Source organism: Geobacillus sp. CCR, from assembly GCF_052906625.1.
In genome coordinates this window covers 40,008-57,275 of record NZ_JBREBQ010000013.1, presented here as the reverse complement: position 1 = coordinate 57,275, position 17,268 = coordinate 40,008, and the positions used below count along the sequence as shown (strand labels likewise).

Genomic DNA, 17,268 nt, shown 5'->3' with positions numbered 1-17,268 from the left:
TCCATTACGCCTCCACATTCATCGAGACATCGACGATGACGCTTGGCCCCGCCTCTTGCGCCTTGCGCACATCCTCTTCGCCAAGCAAAGTGCCCGCTTTAAACAGCAGGCGGCCGTCTGCATCATAAATATCTTTTGTCAGCCGCTTTCCAGCTAACAGCGCAACTTGTTTTTCCCTCAGCGACTGTAGCGCTTCAACATTTTCCGCGCTTTCGGCCATCGCCTCCATTTGCGCGGAAACGTCCTCTTCCGCCATGCCGCCGGTTGGCTCGATGCTCTCTGCCTTCAACAACTGCGCCGGGTCATCAAGAAGCGACTCGTTCGCTCCGTCGTTGATGATCAAAATATCTTTGCCGTACGTCAACACTTCCGAGGCCGGCAGCACCGCTTCCCCTTTCTCGAGCTGAAGAGCGATGCCGACAATATCCCCTGACTCTTCATCGACGAAAAACTCGCGGGCTTCGCCGAGCAGCTGCCCTTTTCGCGTGATGGCTTTCGTATTTTTAATCCGGATTTGCTTATTGACGAGCTGATTGGCGATCGGAATTTCCGAGAGGTCAATTACATCGTGCCCTTGCTCTACCGTCACGGCAAACTCGCCTATGCCGACGACTTTTTTAAACGGAATGGCCTTTAAACTGAGTTGCACATCGTCTTGTTCCACAGTCAAAAAATCGATCGACCCTTTGTCCGGGTTGATCACCAAACTTTTCACCGTGCCGATTTGTGCACCGTCAGCAATGCTGATGATCGGCAGCCCAATGATTTGCGCGCTAGCTTTCATCTTGTTCACCCCAACTGTTTAGTGTTGCGGCAAACTGCCGCCAAAGCGCCAACTCTTCGGCCACAGCCGGATAGGCGCGAAAACGGTCAGCGAGCTCCTCGAGCCACGCTGCGAGCTTGCCGTACTGTTGTTCTACTACATAATGTTCCATTAACAAACGGGCCAATACGTAATAGTCGCGGTCAGAAAGCGGAGCGTCCAAACAGCGGCGGATGCAGCGCTCGTAATCGGCGGCGTCCAAACGACGGCGGTTGAGGCGCAATTCAAGAACGACCGCCTGCACGACTTCCGGACCGATCATTCGCGCTGGCCGTTCGCTCTCTTCCTCCCGCCGGCTTTCCGTTTGCCCATCTTCTTCCGGCTCGCGGCGCTCGGTTGATTGTTCGCCTTCCGACCAGCCATGCTCCGCTCGTTGCCCTTCCTGCCTGTCAGGCTCTGCTTTCATCGCGTCCTCCTGACGGGGCGGTTCGGCAGCCTCGTCCGTTTCCGGCAGCGAACAGTCGACAATACCCGGCATTGCTTCTTCCAAAAGCGCCCCTTCACGCGGCATTGCCTGGCCGGAAGGCAGCCCGTTTTCTGCAGCAGAAACGCCCGCCGAGCTAGAAGACATGAACGCGGAAAGTTGCCCCTCCTCTTCTTCATGGCTGAGATCAAGCGCCTGCAACAGGCCGCGGCCGTTGGCGGCCGCTCCCGCCTGCAGCACCGCCGCTTCGATGTCTGGCGTCATCGAGACAGGCAGCTCATCGAGCCAATCGCGCAGACGGCGCGCCGGCTCAACATTCAGCCCGCCACCGTCACCCGTCATGGCGGTCGGCTCTACTGCATCCAAATCCAAGGCGGACAACTTCTCCAGCTCCACACGATCCGAATCCAACGGGAAAAACTCCTCTTGCTCGGCATCGTCTCGGTCCACGGAGCGCATTTTTTGCTCCGCATCGGCCGAATCCAACGAAAGCAGCTCCTCCGGCTCGGTTTGATCCGCTCCGGGATCGGAAGCGGCTTCCTCTATGCCATCCATCGATCGAAGCAAGAAAGCAGTCTGTTCTTCCCAGGGCTCCTCGCTGGATTTCGGCGCCCGCTCCGTCTCTCCCGAAGCTGCTTCCGACTCTGCAGGCGACGCTCCTGAAGCGGTGTTACCGGTTTCCTGCACGTGCGATCGCAACGCCTCCCCACCCGAGTCAGCGCCTTGAAATTCCCTCGAAGCGCCGTTTTGTCCAAAAGCTGCCGGCCAGGCCGAATCGACTAGATGTTCCGTTGCATTCTGGACCATCGTCCCGTACCTGTCGCCCGCTGCCGTCCGATCGCCACTCCCTTTCCATCCTCCCTTTCTCCGTTCCCCAGCTTCCTCCGTCTCCACCGACCGGTAAAGAAGCGGACCGAACCAACGAACAAGCAAATACGAGCCCGCCAACAGCAAAAGCCCGACGAGCAGGGCGATTTGCCATAACGGAATCACCGATTCGGCCAACTGCGCCAGCCCCGCAGCCAAAAAGGCAGCCGCCACCACCGCCGCGCCCCCGGCCCGGCTGAATCCAAGCGGCAGCAGCCAAACAGCCAACAGCGCCACTATGAATGCAACAACGTAAACAACCGCCTCTTTCCACATGCCCACCCGTTCCTTCCCGGCGTATCATTGGCAATAACGCGCCAAATATGCCATTGCTCGTTCTCTTATCCTAAAATTCTACATGGTTCGACTCGAAAATATTGTATAATAAAGTTACATATTTTGAAAGAAGGTTATGACAAATGGCGGGAAGCAATTTTCCTCTTCCTAGTCGTCAAGCAGGATTTACGTTGATCGAAACGTTGCTGGCCATCACTCTTTTATCGGGCGTCGCGATCGGTTTGTTTTACTTTTTCACGAATGCGATGATGCATACGTCTTACAACCAAGGTCGGACGGTGGCCGTCAACGTCGCCCGCGGCGTCGCTGTCTATTTTGAAAAAAACGCAGATTTCTCCCGGCTAAAAGAGTATATGGAAGACCATCAAACACCGTTTCTTGAGCTAACAAAAGACGATTGCGGCAACGAATCGTTGGCGGCGCTGTTTTTTCCCGGTGAATCTGGCCAACTGCATACGGTATGTGAAGCGCAGTTCGCCCCGAAAATCAACAATGTCCGTTACGAAGCTTCCGTTTACCTTGTCCGATACGACAAGGAGGCATGGGATGCATTCACTTCATCGTCGGAATTCGCTTCCTTGCCTGCGCCGCTGCAGGCGCGCATCCGCGCTGAAACGGAAAAAGCAGCCGAATCAAACGCCGGCGGCTACATGACCAAATTATACACCACCGTCCGTTGGGGCGAGCGCACGAACGAGACGGCGTGGGTCGAAGGGGTGATCACCGATGAAACAATCCGCTAGAAGCGAAGCCGGCATGACGATGATCGAGCTGTTGGCCGCCGTTTCCATTTCTTTGCTCATCATCGGCGCTATCTACACGGTGTTTTTAACCGGCATTCGCGCCTACGAGCGCATCGGCATCGAAAACGACTTGCGCAGCGAAGCGGACTACACCATGGCCCGAATAATGAACGAGCTGTACACGCTCTCTCCAGATGGAATGGAAAGTCAAGAGGAAAACACGCCGTTAACGGCCGTCACCTTTGTGAAAAACCAAGAATTCAAAGCCGATGCGGACACCGGGCTTGTCTCCCGTGAAGAGAAAAAGCCGGAAAGCATCGAGCGGATGACGATGTCCATCCAAGACGGCGCGCTCACGATCAATGGCGAAACGATCACCTCTTCCCGCTTTTTGCTGGGCGACTCTTCATCGTTTTCATTCCGTTGCGCACGAAAAGAAGGAAACCTGTGCCGCAGCGGCGTCATGACGATCCGTCTCATTGTCTCCGACCGTCGACACGCCGACCCGAGTGGTTGGCTGTATGTGCCGCCGTTTACATTGACAACGGAATTTGGTTTTTAAGTATTGCATTCCAAAACTTTGTCTGCGAAGGGAGGGGCTGCGATGAACCGACTGCGCTTGAACGCCGCTGGCTACAGTTTGGTGACGACGATGCTCATGATCACCCTCTTTTTTTTGCTCGGCTTGACGATTTTTACAGTCGCCGTCCAGCAAGCGCGATTTACCACGGTGCGCGTCGAGAACATCGAATCGTTTCACGAAGCCAAAACAGCCCTTAATGAAGCAATTGCTGAGCTTAAAGCTGAGATTTCAGACGATGATTTTTTTGTTCACCATGACATTTTCACCCCTAGTCAATGGGATGCCTTTCTCGGTATTAACGAGGACACCCCCAGCCCGGAGACGATCGCCGGCAAGCTGAAAGCGCGCTACGGCGTGGAGGTGGAAGACGTGTCCTATCGCTTGTACAACATTCCGACGAACAAAGTGTTCCTCCGCGCGCTCAATTTGTCCAAACCGTTTACGGACGGCCATCGGACGCGAACCGTCAAGCGGCTCGTCTTTGTGACCAATACGCCAAGCTTTTTGAAATATGCGCTTGGCTCAAAGGAAACAGTGGTCCTCAACGGCGGGGTTTATGTCGAAAACGGGAATGTATACACAGGGCAAAACGCCTATGCCAGCAACGCGACCAACTATGTGAAGGCAAACGGACAGCTGACCGTCAATTCGTCTAACGCCGGCATGCCGCTTTTATCCTCTTCCTCGATTTGGTATACAAACGACGGACAATTGAATGCATGCGGGCAAACGACCGGTTGCTGGGAAGCATCACAAGGCCGTTTTCGCATGAAGACCAATTGGGCGCCTCGTTGGCCGACGGATGTGCCAGAACCGGCGCCAACCATCAGGCAAGAAAACGAAGATTTTATCGATGTCGATTTTGACCTTACTGTGGCCGACAAACTGTTGCAAGCATCGGGAATTTTGCCCCCGTCATCCGATTACATTGAGCGAATGGAATCCATTCAAGAAGCCGGGGACAAAAATAGCCAACTTCACACGTTAGTGGCAGAGTTGTCCAATCAATGGACCTCGATCCAATCGAATCAACCGGATCCAAACGATCCACGTAAAACGCTTGAAGAAGTGATCAAAGAGCAGTCCAAAACCAAACCGCTCTACCTCGATGGAAACAGCGTTTTGAGAGGAGATGTCGATATTCAGAACAGCGGAGTCAACCAATGGCTCATTGTCAACGGCGATCTTCGCCTTGATGGGCCGACAAATCCCAGTACATTTGTCAGCGTACGCGGAAATTTTATCGTCCTCGGTGATTTAACTTTGACAGGCAACTTGCGGCTTGACGCAAGCATCTACGTCACCGGGAGCACGAAAATTTACCAAAGCCGGATCGAACGGGCGCTAAACAACAAAGGTGTTGTGTTGCTGTCGAAAGGTCCGCTCGATATTTCCCGTATTAATGAATTCAATAACCCAACCATTCCGACACCGAATTTGAAAGGATACTTTTACACAGACAGCAGCGCGACGATTTATGCTGTCGGGTCGTATTTGTACATTGAAGGCGGGTTGTTCGCCCGCGGAAACAGAGCAACAGCTCCAGACACAGACATCAATGGGCTTGTCGTCAACGCATTCCGCGGTCAAGTCAATGGGGAAAACGGAGAACCGGACCGGTTTACGCCAGGAAGTGATCCGTTATCCTCACGCCTCGTCGTCCGCTATCGTCCTGAAATGCTTGTTGAACAAGGGACAGGACTTCCTTTTGTCAATCGCATTTCGCTCGTGGTCGACCGATTGGAAGTAGAATGAAGGAGGCATTTTTGATTCAAAACGGAAAGCGGCGCTCCCGAAAGGGAGGCCGCGCTTTATTCATGGCTACCATTTGCCGCCGTTCCCGCCATTTTGGTTGGTGGAAGGCGATCGGACAATGACGGTCGCCTCAGCTTGAATATCCCGGCCATCCAGCGCTTTCACCTCGGCTGTCGCCGTGATGGTGGCATATCCGACATCAACCGCTTGCAAATACCATTTCCCATTTTCTTGAACCACTTTGACAAACCGATCGTCAGACGTTACAACAGAGCGAAGCGCCTTGTTGTCCGTTGCATTTTCCGGAATGAAACGGAGTTCTGGCGCCACTTCGACGAGTGGATCGCCGACATTCATGTATAGAATTGGATTGCGGAACGCCATGCCTGTAAGCGGTACGTACGGATCAATCACACGAATCGTTGCCGTCTCTGACGCATTTCCTCCGTCTGTCGCGCGGACGGTGATCGTCACCGGTCCAGGCTTTCGCGCTGTCACCATGCCGTTTTGATCTACGGATGCGACACTCGGGTCGCTTGATGTCCACGCAAGCGTTTTGTTCGTCGCATCGCTCGGAACGATCGTCACTGAAATCTCCTGCGTATCTCCGACATTCATCGTCGGGTCGTAATCGCCAAGCACTAAGTGGCGGATTAATTTCTTATAACGGAACGCTACCTTCGTCGTTCCGTCACCGCGCGTCAGCCCCCCAGCCGAACGCACCGCGACAGTATACTCACCGTCATCGGAAATGGAAATCATATACGGCGAAGCGAGCGGCTGCCAGTCTGAAACCACGCCATTTCGTACGACTTGGTACTCGTACTTCACCCCTTCGCCAGCGACAAGCCCCACCATTTTGACAGTCGGTGCTTCCGTGATCACAGCGCCGCTTTCCGCCACACCGCTTTCCGTTATGATCGACAGCTGCGGTTTCAAGGCGACGCGCACCGTCCGGCCGTTGCTGTACGTGACAAGCAGCACGCCGTCATCATTTGGGTCATACTGCATCGCTTTGACAGGCAACGGCAACAATCCATATGAATTCGGGTGTTTGGTTGTCCCAACAATGGTAGATGAAGCAGAAGTGAATTGCCACTTGTTTACAAGACCATTCTGATCACCCTCATAGTAAAAGTTTGGGAAATCATCCAGGCGAACTTTCATACCGATTCGTTCCGCCGGCGGAGAGAGCGTCGATGTTTTGGTACCATAACGGCTGTCGGTGAATGTCACCAAAGCTGGCGGCAATTGAACACTGTTCATGGCAAAATCAGCCTGCATCACCCATTGCGCCGAGAGCGTCAGTTTGTTGAGCTGGCTGTAGTCGAACGTTTGATTGGTGAAAGACCATTTGGCATAACGCTTGCCATTCTCCACATAGGTTGTGACTTTGTCATCGGGAACAACGGAGATGCCATCGGGCAGTTCTTGGACAATGCTCACATTGCTGATCGTCCCGGTCGCATTGCCGACATACCCGACAAGCGACAACGAATACGTGGCCCGGAAGCGGTTGTCGTCGCCATCGGTTGCCCCCCGTTTGATTAAGCTTGTGACATCATTGGTCAGCCCTTGCAGCTTCACCGTTCCAGTAAACGACGGCGGCGCTTCGTCTTTGACCGTGACGGTCACCGTTTTCGTCACAGCCGGCTGTGGTTGGCCATACACATCGCGATACGTCAGTTCAGCAGTGAACGTATATGTCCCTTTTGCTTTAAATGACACGGGAATCGGAATCGTCACCGGCGCCGGAGTGCCTTGACCAACTTGGTATGGGATGGAAAACGAAATATACGCGTTTTGCTTGTTTTCATCCAGCCATACTTGGCCGTTTTCCGCAACGGCGACATTACCGCCAAACGACGAAAGCGGGATGCGGATCGTTCCTGTGATCGCTGGCGTGGTGGCAAGCTGGGAAAACTGTTGGAACAAAGCGGTCAAATTTTGCGTCGTTCCTTGCCGCGCCTCGCCGCCGGCAGTCGCTGAAAGCGACCGTAAATAGTCCATATCGACTTCATCATTGTCGCCGAAGCCGATTGAGTAAAGGGTGATATTGTTCATCCCGAGCGTTTTTGCCACCGCTGTGGCATCGGCTCGGATTTTTCCTTCAATGCTGCTGTAAGTGAACGAATAGCCGTTATCCCAAGACACCCGCCATCCATTAACATAATCTTGGCCGTCGCTGTAAAATCGGCGAGAATATCCTTTGTTGTCGGTAAAACGGATACCGGCAGTCCGTCCATCGCTGTACAATTCGTATGTGACCGAAAGAGAATCGGTTACTCTATTCCCTGTATAGGAATATCCACCCCAAAAATTCTGCTTGACCTCCCGATACGTAATCGTATCGACTGCATTCAACACCGTCGGCATGCCATCCGTTAAGAAAATGATATACTTTTTCCTCGTTGGATCCGTGAAATACGATTTAGCAAGAGACAAAGCAGCCGAATAGTTCGTTCCGCCGCCGGCGGTCAAGCTGTTGCCGGTATTGAGAATGGCATCAAGCTGACTTGCAACATTCGAGTACTTCCCAAACGGAACCACACTTGCTTCCCGCACTCCATCGGAAAACGGAATAAGAGCAAAGCGGTCATTTTGGTTGTAATTGGACTTAAAGTAGTTGACCGCCGCTTGCAGAGCAGATTTGGCGCTTTGCAGCTTCATTGCCGTCATCGACCCCGACACGTCCATGACAAACACAACATCGATCGGCGGACGGACGGGCGACGAAACGGCCCCTTGTGGAATGAGCGTCACATCGAGCCGGCCTTGGGCATCGCCGTTCGGCGGCTTAGCGTATTCCGGCTGTGAAAACGCAAGGGAAAAATCCAATTTCGCCGTGCTCGCCTCCATTTGCCTCGTATATAGATAAGGCATCTGTGGAAATGAAAAATACACATCCTCTTTTCCATTTCCTAACACGCGATACGCATCGACGGTGATTTGGTAAGTCGCCCTCGTTCCCGGAGCCGACGGCCACTTCTCGCGCATATCAAGCGAAAACGTATACTTTTTCTCACCGTTTCGGTCCGCCGGCGTTTCCACCGCTTCGGCTCGGTAGCTGACTGCCGTACCGCTTTGTTCCTTCGGCTGAATGCGAATCATAAAGTAGCGAATGCTGTTCCCTTGCCCGTTGCCGCTCCCTGGTGCGGTCGCCCATCCCTCAATCTTCTCATCCGAAACGAACGTAATGGCCCCCTCTGTTTGATCGGCATACACAACACCTGCTTTCATCGGCCATAGGCTTGCCATCAGCCAAAACAACATTCCCCATAAAAGCCAGCCGCACCACCGCTTCATGCGCCTCCCCTCCCGCGCCAAAAGAACTATCTTTCTTCCATTATATCAATCCTTTTCATCGCTTGGCATTATTTTTTTAAACGTTTTCGCACTTCAGATATAAAGTAAAGCGATCCTGTAATGAGCATCAACTCATCGCTCCCCATTTGGTTTTTCTTTTCACCGATCCAGCCGATCCAATCACCTGTCACCGCTTTCTGCGGATGGGACGAAAGGTCCGCCAACTGTTCCGCCGCTGCCGCGCGCGGAAAGTCAAACGTGGTAAACGTGATCGTATCTGCAAGCTCATCAAGCTGCCGAATCATCCGCTCCAGCGGCTTGTCCGCCAGCGCGGCGAACAAAACATGGACGCGTTTGCCGGGATAATGAGCGCGCACCGTCTCGACAAGGGCGCGGATGCCGGCTTCGTTATGGGCGCCGTCAAGGATGATCAGCGGGTTGCCGCTCACCTGCTCAAACCGGCCGGGCCAGGAGGCTGTGGCCAGCCCATCAGCGATATGCTCCGGATCGATCAAAAACGAATAGCCAAGGCGCAATAGTTCGGCCGCCATCACTGCCACCGCCGCGTTTTCGACTTGATGGGCGCCGGGCATTTGAATGCGCAAATCGCGATATTCGGCAAACGGCGTGACAAGCGAAAACTGCTCCCCTTCCACCGTCGCCTGCCGGTCGGAAACGGTGAAATCGACGCCGAGACGATATGTTTTCGCTTTCCGCTCCGCCGCCGTCTTGGCGATCACATCCCACGCCTCGGGCTCGTTGACCGCTGTCACAAGCGGAATCCCTGATTTAATGATCCCCGCTTTTTCCGCGGCGATCTGATCGAGCGTATCGCCTAAGATGTTCATATGATCGTAGCTGACGTTCGTAATGACGGAAAGGAGCGGATAAATGATGTTGGTTGAGTCCAAGCGGCCGCCGAGCCCGACTTCAATGAGCACGATGTCTTGGATGTTTTGTTTGCCGAAATAATACAACATCATCGCCGTGATCACTTCAAACTCGGTCGGTCCGCCAAGTTCCGTCTGTTCCAATTCGTCCGCAAGCGGTTTGATCGTTTGCACGAGCTCTACGATCTCTTCATCGCGAATCGGTTGGCCGTTTATGCTGATTCGTTCGTTAAACTGCTCGACATACGGCGAGGTGAACGTGCCGACCGAATAGCCCGCCGCCTGCAAAATGGAGCGCAAATAGGCGACCGTTGACCCTTTGCCGTTCGTTCCCCCGATATGGACGGCGCGGACGCGGCGTTCCGGGTGGCCAAGTTTTTCCATCATCCATTCCATCCGTTTCAATCCCGGTTTTATGCCAAGCCGCAGCCGCCCGTGAATCCAAGCGACCGCTTCTTCATACGTTCGAACCATGTCCATCATCCTCCTTTTTCCATTGGTGTCTTGCCGCCCCCTGCCGGCTTCATGCGACAGATGCGCCACACATCGAGAAGCCTGGTGAAAGCGAGTATATGTTGACAACAAACCTCTTCTCAGAATACGCCAACCTTCCATCATGATCCATCGAAAAAGACGAATCCACAGGAAAGCGGATTCGTCTTCATCATAATCAACAGCTAGATCGTTTGTCTACCGTTTGAGCTCGGCGAGGCGCGCCTTGACGGCTTCGCGTTTTTCCATGTAATCTTGCCGCTTGCGCCGCTCTTCTTCGACGACATGAGCCGGCGCTTTCGCCAAAAATCCTTCGTTCGCCAGTTTCTTTTCGACGCGCTCGACTTCTTTGTTCCATTTGTCAAGCTCTTTTTCAAGCCGCTTAATTTCCTCCTCAATATTGATCAATCCTTCAAGCGGCATGATGAGCTCGGCGCCGGTGACGACCGCCGTCATCGCTTTGTCCGGCGCGGGAACGTTTGTATTGATCAAGAGCTCGCTCGGGTTGCAGAACCGCTCAAGATAGGCGCGGTTTTTCATGAGCGCCGCCCGCACTTGTTCATCTTTCACCTTAATATAGAGCGCAATCGGCTTGCTCGGCGGCGTGTTCACTTCGGCGCGGACGTTGCGGACGGCGCGGATGATGTCGACGAGCATCCGCATTTCTTCCGCGGCTTCTTCGTTCGACAGCTCAGGGCGCACTTGCGGCCACGGAGCGACGGTGATCGATTCGCCTTCATGCGGCAAGTTTTGCCAAATTTCCTCGGTAATGAACGGCATGAACGGGTGAAGCAGGCGCATCGTGTTGTCGAGCACATACGCCAACACCGAACGTGTCGTCTTTTTCGCCGCCTCGTCATCACCGTACAGCGGCAGCTTTGCCATTTCGATATACCAGTCGCACAAGTCGTCCCAAATAAAGTTGTACAGCGTACGCCCCGCTTCGCCGAATTCGTATTTCTCAGCGAGCTTCGTCACCGTATCGATCGTTTCGTTGAGACGCGTTAAAATCCAATGGTCGGCGACCGTTTTTTCGCCGCTCAAATCAAGCTCCTCGTACGTCATGCCGCCCATGTTCATCAAGGCAAAGCGCGAGGCGTTCCAAATTTTGTTGGCAAAATTCCACGTCGCTTCGACTTTTTCGGTGCTGAAGCGCAAGTCTTGCCCCGGCGAGCTGCCGGTCGCCAAGAAATAGCGGAGCGCATCGGCGCCGTACTGGTCGATCACATCCATCGGATCGACGCCGTTGCCGAGCGATTTGCTCATTTTCCGCCCTTGGGCGTCGCGGACGAGGCCGTGGATGAGCACGTCTTTGAACGGACGCTTTCCGGTGAATTCAAGCCCTTGGAAAATCATGCGCGACACCCAGAAGAAAATGATGTCATAGCCGGTGACAAGCACATCGGTCGGGTAGTAGCGCTTGTAATCCGGCGATTCCACATCCGGCCATCCCATTGTCGAGAACGGCCAAAGCGCCGAACTGAACCATGTATCAAGCACATCCGGGTCTTGTTCCCAATTTTCAATGTCCGCTGGCGGTTCATGGTCGACGTAAATTTCGCCTGTTTCTTTATGGTACCATGCCGGAATCCGGTGCCCCCACCAAAGCTGGCGTGAAATGCACCAGTCGCGGATGTTCTCAAGCCAATGCAAATACGTTTTCTCAAACCGCTCCGGCACGAACTGCACTTTGCCGTCCGTTTGCTGCAGCTTGATGGCGGCTTCGGCGAGCGGCTTCATTTTCACAAACCATTGCGTCGACAAATACGGCTCAACGACCGCGCCGCTCCGCTCGCTATGACCGACGGAGTGCACGTGCTCTTCGATTTTGAACAAAACGCCTTGCTCTTGCAAATCGCGGACGATCTGCTTCCGGCATTCAAACCGGTCAAGCCCCTGGTATTGCATGGCGTTTTCGTTCATCGTGCCGTCTTCGTTCATGACGAGAATGCGCGGCAAGTTGTGGCGATTGCCGATTTCAAAGTCGTTCGGGTCGTGCGCCGGCGTAATTTTGACCGCTCCGGAGCCGAACTCCATATCGACATATTCGTCGGCAATGATCGGAATTTCGCGGCCAACGATCGGCAGTTTCACCATTTTGCCGATCAAGTGCTTGTACCGCTCGTCATCGGGGTGCACAGCGACCGCCGTATCGCCGAGCATCGTTTCCGGACGGGTCGTCGCCACTTCAATGCAGCCGGAGCCGTCGGCGAGCGGATAGCGCAAATGGTAGAGCGCGCCTTTCACTTCTTTATAAACAACCTCAATGTCCGACAAAGCGGTTTTCGTCACCGGGTCCCAGTTGATGATGTACTCGCCGCGGTAAATAAGCCCTTTCCGGTAGAGCGAGACGAACACTTCGCGCACCGCTTTTGAGAGCCCTTCATCGAGTGTGAACCGCTCGCGCGTGTAATCGAGGCCAAGCCCCAACTTCGCCCATTGGCTGCGAATATGGCCGGCGTATTCTTCCTTCCACTTCCACGTTTCTTCTAAAAATTTTTCCCGGCCTAAATCGTAGCGCGACAGCCCTTGCTGGCGCAGCTTCTCTTCCACTTTCGCCTGGGTGGCGATGCCGGCGTGATCCATTCCCGGAAGCCACAAAACGTCATACCCTTGCATCCGCTTCATGCGCGTAATGATGTCTTGCAGCGTCGTATCCCACGCGTGCCCCAGATGCAGTTTGCCGGTGACGTTGGGCGGTGGAATGACGATCGTAAACGGTCGTTTGTTCGGATCACCGGTCGCTTCAAAAAATTTTCCTTTCAGCCACCATTCGTAGCGCCCCGCTTCGACCGCGCGGTGGTCGTATTTGGGCGGCATCGACACTTCGTGCTGTGCCATGTTTCATTTCCCTCCTTCAACATGATGGACAATGCGGCCGACGGCGGCTTCCCATTGAGCAATGCCGCGCAGCCGGCAAGCAAAAAAGCCCCTTTCATCCCAAAAGGACGAAAGGAGCTGCTTTCGCGGTACCACCTTTTTTCTTAAGCCCAAAGGCTTAAGCGCTTCATTGGCATAACGGCATGATGCCGGCTTCCTCTACTCGGCAGCAGCGCCTTTCAAAGAAGCAGCTCAAGGGCGACCTTCCAGCAGCCGTCATCCTAGGAAATCTCGCAGCTTCTGATTTCCCTCTCTGCAGGCGCGGACCGCTGTACTCTTCCCCGTCTTCGCTTTTGTCATCATTGTTCGATTATTATACTACCATTGTCCATCATCTTTGCCAAGTTTTTATTTATTTATTCCATCCGTGTGCATTTGGTGACAAACCACCGCACGTTTCATATTGTATAGTAAACCGGAGAAGGAGGGAATGTCGATGCGGCGATTCAACCCGTATTCGTGGCCGCCGTGGCTTCGGCAAGTGCGCGCCGTCTGCGCCCAAGTGATCATCCCGCTCACCATTTTTCAAGCGATCCGCACTATTTTTCTGCCAACGACGTTTGATGTCATTTTATTGGCCATCTTCGTTTTCATTGCCGTGGCGCTCCATCTGGAATGGATTTAGTGGGACGCCATTTTGTTTGGGCTGGATTCAAAATCGATTTAACCATTGCTGCTTTCATCCGCCGGCGGTTCGTTGTCCACCGCTTCTTCCTGCTGCCGCGCGGCGTCGCGTTGGACAAGGTGCATAACGAGCGCCTCCATATTTTTGAACGCCAAATAACGACGCTGCAACGCGGCCACATATTCCCGTTCGTTCCGCTCGTTCCGCGAAGCGGCCTCATACCGCTCCAAACAGCGGACAAACCCACGCGGCTCCGCCAAATGGCTGTATAAAAACGCCCGCTCCCCGTCGGACAGCGGCAGCTCCTTCTCGTACTCCCCCATCCCTTCAAGCCACTCGCGCCCAAGCGGCGGCATTGTCTGTACGTGAAAACGGAGCGCGGCGATCACATCAAAGAGCGGCGAATTCCAATGCGCCCGCTCCCAACTGATCCAATACGGCGGGATATAGTGGGAGAGGCGCGCTTTGCCGTGCACCCAGGCGATGCGCCATTGCTTCGTCTCTTTGAGCGTCTCTTCCCACACATCGAGCCGTTCTTCAGCGAACGAGTACGCGCGCATCACCTCATGAAAATAGGTGCAGCATTGGAGCTGAAACGGAGACACGTACCACGCCGCTTCGTACCGCTCAATCCGTTCTTCCCAAACCATCCGCGCCCGTTGCCATTCGTCCTTTTTTTGCTTTCGGTACGCCGCCGCCTCTTCCTCACTCACCTCGATCGTACGGACGGTGGCGCGATGGAGGCGGGCGAGCTCGCGAAAAAAGGCGTCCACCGCATCCTTCTCCACCTTTGATTCGCCGTCATGCCATGCTTGCAAATAATAAAGACGGCCGCCTTCTGTGGCAAACAGCGACCGCCGCCGCGTCAGGTAAAGCGGGAGACAACGGGGGCCGCCATGCTGAAGAGACTGCCAAACGGCGGCGGCTTCTTGCTCGCTTTCAAGCGGCTTTAAAGCGAAAACGCCGCGGTTCGTGTATACCTTGACGGCTTTGCCTCGCTGCTCCATGCGCACTGGACGAAGACCGTACTGGGCGAGCACAGCATCATATCGGTCAGACTGTGAGGTCATCGTTACGCCCCCTTATCCGCAAAAGAAACGGAAAGCGTCCCTTTCATGAGAAAGGACGGCTTCCCGCCATGGCCGGAATATACAGCAGCTGCCCCTCGTGCACGTCATCTGGGCTTTCCAAATCATTGGCGCGCAAAAGCTGTGAGACGGTCACATCATACCGTTCGGCAATCTTGTCCAATGAATCTCCTTGCTGGACGATGCAAATTTTCAGTTTCGTAAACTCTTCCTCCTCGCTTTTCGCAAACAGTTTCGTCAAGTAAAGCGCATTTTCGCTTTTTGTTTTCGTTTCTTCTTCTTCCTCAACCGCCTTTTTCGCCGCCCCGATCGATACCTTCGCCTCAGTTGGCGGCAGCAGCGAAGCGATGTCTTCCTCCGTCTGTGCGCTGACCGCCTTCGTTTCCGTCTCAAGCGGCAAAAACGGCTCTTTGGCCTCCTCTTCTTCCTCAGCCTCCGTTTCTTCATGACGCATGGCGGCCGGCTCCATGGCGGAAACCGTCGTTTCGTCGGCGGCAAAAGCCGGCTGTTCATCCGCCTCATCGGTGAGATCATCCACGGAAGCAAACGCTTCCTCACCGGCCGCTTCCTTGCGGGCGATTGATTCAAACGGGGCAAACAGCGGCTCATCGTCCTCCTCATCGTCCGGCAAATCATCGTCAAGCGGCGCTTCACTGATGCCGCTGATCGAAATGTCGGCAGTGATCAGCAATCTTCCGTTTTCATCCAAATCATAATCAAACGATTCAACCGTCACGTACACATCCTCAAGGGAACGAATGCGGTTTTTTGGAATCGTAATATCGATTGGAAAGCGGTGCGACAGTTCGCTGATCCCGTCTTCGCGCACCGAAATGTGCTGAATGAACCGATAACCAGCCAGCTCAAACACGTCGTCATCCGCTTCAGCCTGCCCTTCGCCCGCTTGGCGGAATTCGCCGCTCAACTCAAGCGCGCCGCGGATCGTAATATATTGGTCGTACTCATCGACGGAAATGACCGGATCAAGAGAAATGGATAAAAACTCGGCGACTTCCTGTCCTCTTTTAAACCAGACCGATTCTTCCAATGAAAAACGCAAATACGATTGCTCCAACCGGGCCTCCTCCTTCCGTCCCTTCGGCAAATGGTTTCTATGACATTATCCATTGTATGAACGGAAACGAGGCGGTATGATAAAAAATTGGGCTGCCGACGGTCGGCAGCCCCTTTCCTTATCCGCGCAGACGGGCAAACACCCGCTCAGCAGCGGCAATCGTATATTCAATATCATCATCACTGTGCGCCGTCGACAAAAACAGCCCTTCAAATTGCGACGGCGGCAGGAAAATGCCTTCATTCGCCATTTCCCGATAATAGGCGGCAAACAGCTCCAAGTCGGACGTTTTCGCTGTCTCGTAGTTGACCACCGGCTCGTTCGTGAAGAAAAAGCCGATCATCGACCCAGCGCGGTTGATCGTATGCGGGATGTCGTATTTCTCTGCTGCCTGATGAAGCCCATCCGCAAGGCGCGCCGCTTTGCGGCCAAGCTCTTCGTACGTTTCCGGCGTCAGCTGGCGGAGCGTCTCGTACCCGGCCGTCATGGCGAGCGGATTGCCGGAGAGCGTGCCGGCTTGGTACACCGGCCCGCTCGGCGCGACAAGCTCCATGATCTCGGCTTTGCCCCCGTACGCCCCGACCGGCAAGCCGCCGCCGATCACTTTGCCAAGGCACGTCAAATCCGGCTCAATGCCATAATACCCTTGGGCGCAGTGGTAATCGACGCGGAACCCGGTCATGACCTCGTCGAAAATCAATAAGGCTCCGTATTGTTTCGTCACCTCGCGCAGCCCTTCCAAAAAGCCAGGCACTGGTGGAACGACGCCCATATTGCCGGCGACCGGTTCGACGATCACCGCGGCGATGTCTTCGCCAAACCGCTCAAACGCATAGCGGACGCTGTCCAAATCGTTGTACGGCACCGTGATGGTATGCTGGGCGACCGATTCCGGCACGCCCGGGCTGTCCGGCAGGCCGAGCGTCGCCACGCCGGAGCCGGCTTTAATGAGCAGCGAATCGCCGTGGCCGTGGTAGCTGCCTTCGAATTTCATGATTTTGTTGCGCTTCGTGTAGCCGCGCGCTAAGCGGAGGGCGCTCATCGTCGCCTCCGTACCGGAATTGACCATCCGCACGATTTCCACCGACGGCACCCGCTCAATCACGAGCTTGGCGAGCTCATTTTCAAGCAATGTCGGAGCGCCAAAGCTTGTGCCTTGTTCCGCCACGCGCTTCAACGCTTCCACGACCTGCGGGTTGGCATGCCCTAAAATGAGCGGACCCCATGACAGTACGTAATCAATGTACTCATTGCCGTCAATATCGTAAATTTTCGCTCCTTGGCCGCGCGCCATGAAAATCGGCGTCATCCCGACCGACTTGAAGGCGCGCACCGGGCTGTTCACCCCGCCCGGCATCAATTTCACCGCTTCTTCGTAAGCGGTTTTTGACCGTTCGTAGCTTCGCATGCTTCCGCCCTC

Annotated in this window: 12 protein-coding genes and 1 other annotated feature; of the genes, 4 read left to right on the top strand and 8 right to left on the bottom strand. The window is 54.4% G+C overall.

What is annotated here, in order from left to right; genetic code table 11:
• Positions 1–4 precede the first annotated feature (4 nt).
• Together ACVBDQ_RS08630 and ACVBDQ_RS08625 are read right to left on the bottom strand one after the other, a co-directional pair.
• The gene (locus tag ACVBDQ_RS08630) at positions 5–784 is read right to left on the bottom strand and encodes a PRC-barrel domain-containing protein (protein WP_023633502.1); all 780 of its coding nucleotides are present in this window, start codon (positions 782–784) and stop codon (positions 5–7) included.
• Positions 774–2,390 carry a hypothetical protein gene (locus tag ACVBDQ_RS08625; protein WP_318549054.1) on the bottom strand — a complete coding sequence of 539 codons (1,617 nt, stop codon included), beginning with the start codon at positions 2,388–2,390 and terminating at the stop codon, positions 774–776. The genes ACVBDQ_RS08630 and ACVBDQ_RS08625 overlap by 11 nt, the downstream gene beginning before the upstream one ends.
• Before the next feature lie 143 nt (positions 2,391–2,533).
• Here ACVBDQ_RS08625 and ACVBDQ_RS08620 point away from each other — a divergent pair, with 143 nt between their 5' ends.
• From ACVBDQ_RS08620 to ACVBDQ_RS08610, 3 genes are read left to right on the top strand one after another with little or no spacing between them, the layout of a single operon-like run.
• Positions 2,534–3,154 (top strand): type IV pilus modification PilV family protein, encoded by a 621-nt coding sequence (locus tag ACVBDQ_RS08620; RefSeq protein ID WP_318548947.1) that lies wholly within the window; start codon positions 2,534–2,536, stop codon positions 3,152–3,154.
• Positions 3,138–3,716, top strand: a complete 579-nt coding sequence (locus tag ACVBDQ_RS08615) for a PilW family protein (protein ID WP_318548945.1) — start codon at positions 3,138–3,140, stop codon at positions 3,714–3,716. Before ACVBDQ_RS08620 ends, ACVBDQ_RS08615 begins: the two co-directional genes overlap by 17 nt.
• Before the next feature lie 42 nt (positions 3,717–3,758).
• The gene (locus ACVBDQ_RS08610; protein ID WP_318548943.1) at positions 3,759–5,492 is read left to right on the top strand and encodes a hypothetical protein; all 1,734 of its coding nucleotides are present in this window, start codon (positions 3,759–3,761) and stop codon (positions 5,490–5,492) included.
• 66 nt (positions 5,493–5,558) lie between these two features.
• Here ACVBDQ_RS08610 and ACVBDQ_RS08605 read toward each other — a convergent pair whose 3' ends face one another.
• The 3 genes from ACVBDQ_RS08605 to ACVBDQ_RS08595 form a co-directional block, all read right to left on the bottom strand.
• Positions 5,559–8,798 (bottom strand): VWA domain-containing protein, encoded by a 3,240-nt coding sequence (locus tag ACVBDQ_RS08605; RefSeq protein WP_318548941.1) that lies wholly within the window; start codon positions 8,796–8,798, stop codon positions 5,559–5,561.
• A gap of 68 nt (positions 8,799–8,866) precedes the next feature.
• Complete coding sequence (locus ACVBDQ_RS08600; protein WP_318548939.1) at positions 8,867–10,162, bottom strand: bifunctional folylpolyglutamate synthase/dihydrofolate synthase; 1,296 nt, start codon at positions 10,160–10,162, stop codon at positions 8,867–8,869.
• Between the two features lie 216 nt (positions 10,163–10,378).
• Positions 10,379–13,021, bottom strand: coding sequence for a valine--tRNA ligase (locus ACVBDQ_RS08595; RefSeq protein ID WP_318548936.1), 2,643 nt, complete (start codon positions 13,019–13,021; stop codon positions 10,379–10,381).
• A 100-nt stretch (positions 13,022–13,121) separates the two neighbouring features.
• Positions 13,122–13,357 (bottom strand) — a binding site (T-box leader).
• 139 nt (positions 13,358–13,496) lie between these two features.
• Here ACVBDQ_RS08595 and ACVBDQ_RS08590 point away from each other — a divergent pair.
• Positions 13,497–13,685: a hypothetical protein gene (locus ACVBDQ_RS08590; protein ID WP_011232115.1), complete on the top strand. Its 189-nt coding sequence runs from the start codon at positions 13,497–13,499 to the stop codon at positions 13,683–13,685.
• A 38-nt stretch (positions 13,686–13,723) separates the two neighbouring features.
• Here the strand turns inward: ACVBDQ_RS08590 and ysxE are convergent, their stop codons facing one another.
• The 3 genes from ysxE to hemL form a co-directional block, all read right to left on the bottom strand.
• The gene (gene ysxE, locus ACVBDQ_RS08585) at positions 13,724–14,755 is read right to left on the bottom strand and encodes a spore coat protein YsxE (RefSeq protein WP_318548935.1); all 1,032 of its coding nucleotides are present in this window, start codon (positions 14,753–14,755) and stop codon (positions 13,724–13,726) included.
• Between the two features lie 43 nt (positions 14,756–14,798).
• Positions 14,799–15,848 carry a stage VI sporulation protein D gene (gene spoVID, locus ACVBDQ_RS08580; protein WP_081132361.1) on the bottom strand — a complete coding sequence of 350 codons (1,050 nt, stop codon included), beginning with the start codon at positions 15,846–15,848 and terminating at the stop codon, positions 14,799–14,801.
• 118 nt (positions 15,849–15,966) lie between these two features.
• Positions 15,967–17,256 carry a glutamate-1-semialdehyde 2,1-aminomutase gene (gene hemL / locus ACVBDQ_RS08575; RefSeq protein WP_011232118.1) on the bottom strand — a complete coding sequence of 430 codons (1,290 nt, stop codon included), beginning with the start codon at positions 17,254–17,256 and terminating at the stop codon, positions 15,967–15,969.
• Positions 17,257–17,268: the final 12 nt, after the last annotated feature.

What these genes read in the sequence shown, in the direction of transcription:
- ACVBDQ_RS08610 (WP_318548943.1), top strand. Translation starts at nt 3,759, where the DNA reads ATGAACCGACTGCGCTTGAACGCCGCTGGCTACAGTTTGGTGACGACG.
- hemL (WP_011232118.1), bottom strand. Translation starts at nt 17,256, where the DNA reads ATGCGAAGCTACGAACGGTCAAAAACCGCTTACGAAGAAGCGGTGAAA.
- ACVBDQ_RS08590 (WP_011232115.1), top strand. Translation starts at nt 13,497, where the DNA reads ATGCGGCGATTCAACCCGTATTCGTGGCCGCCGTGGCTTCGGCAAGTG.
- ACVBDQ_RS08620 (WP_318548947.1), top strand. Translation starts at nt 2,534, where the DNA reads ATGGCGGGAAGCAATTTTCCTCTTCCTAGTCGTCAAGCAGGATTTACG.
- ACVBDQ_RS08595 (WP_318548936.1), bottom strand. Translation starts at nt 13,021, where the DNA reads ATGGCACAGCACGAAGTGTCGATGCCGCCCAAATACGACCACCGCGCG.
- ACVBDQ_RS08600 (WP_318548939.1), bottom strand. Translation starts at nt 10,162, where the DNA reads ATGGTTCGAACGTATGAAGAAGCGGTCGCTTGGATTCACGGGCGGCTG.
- ACVBDQ_RS08625 (WP_318549054.1), bottom strand. Translation starts at nt 2,390, where the DNA reads ATGTGGAAAGAGGCGGTTGTTTACGTTGTTGCATTCATAGTGGCGCTG.
- ACVBDQ_RS08605 (WP_318548941.1), bottom strand. Translation starts at nt 8,798, where the DNA reads ATGAAGCGGTGGTGCGGCTGGCTTTTATGGGGAATGTTGTTTTGGCTG.
- ACVBDQ_RS08630 (WP_023633502.1), bottom strand. Translation starts at nt 784, where the DNA reads ATGAAAGCTAGCGCGCAAATCATTGGGCTGCCGATCATCAGCATTGCT.
- ACVBDQ_RS08615 (WP_318548945.1), top strand. Translation starts at nt 3,138, where the DNA reads ATGAAACAATCCGCTAGAAGCGAAGCCGGCATGACGATGATCGAGCTG.
- ysxE (WP_318548935.1), bottom strand. Translation starts at nt 14,755, where the DNA reads ATGACCTCACAGTCTGACCGATATGATGCTGTGCTCGCCCAGTACGGT.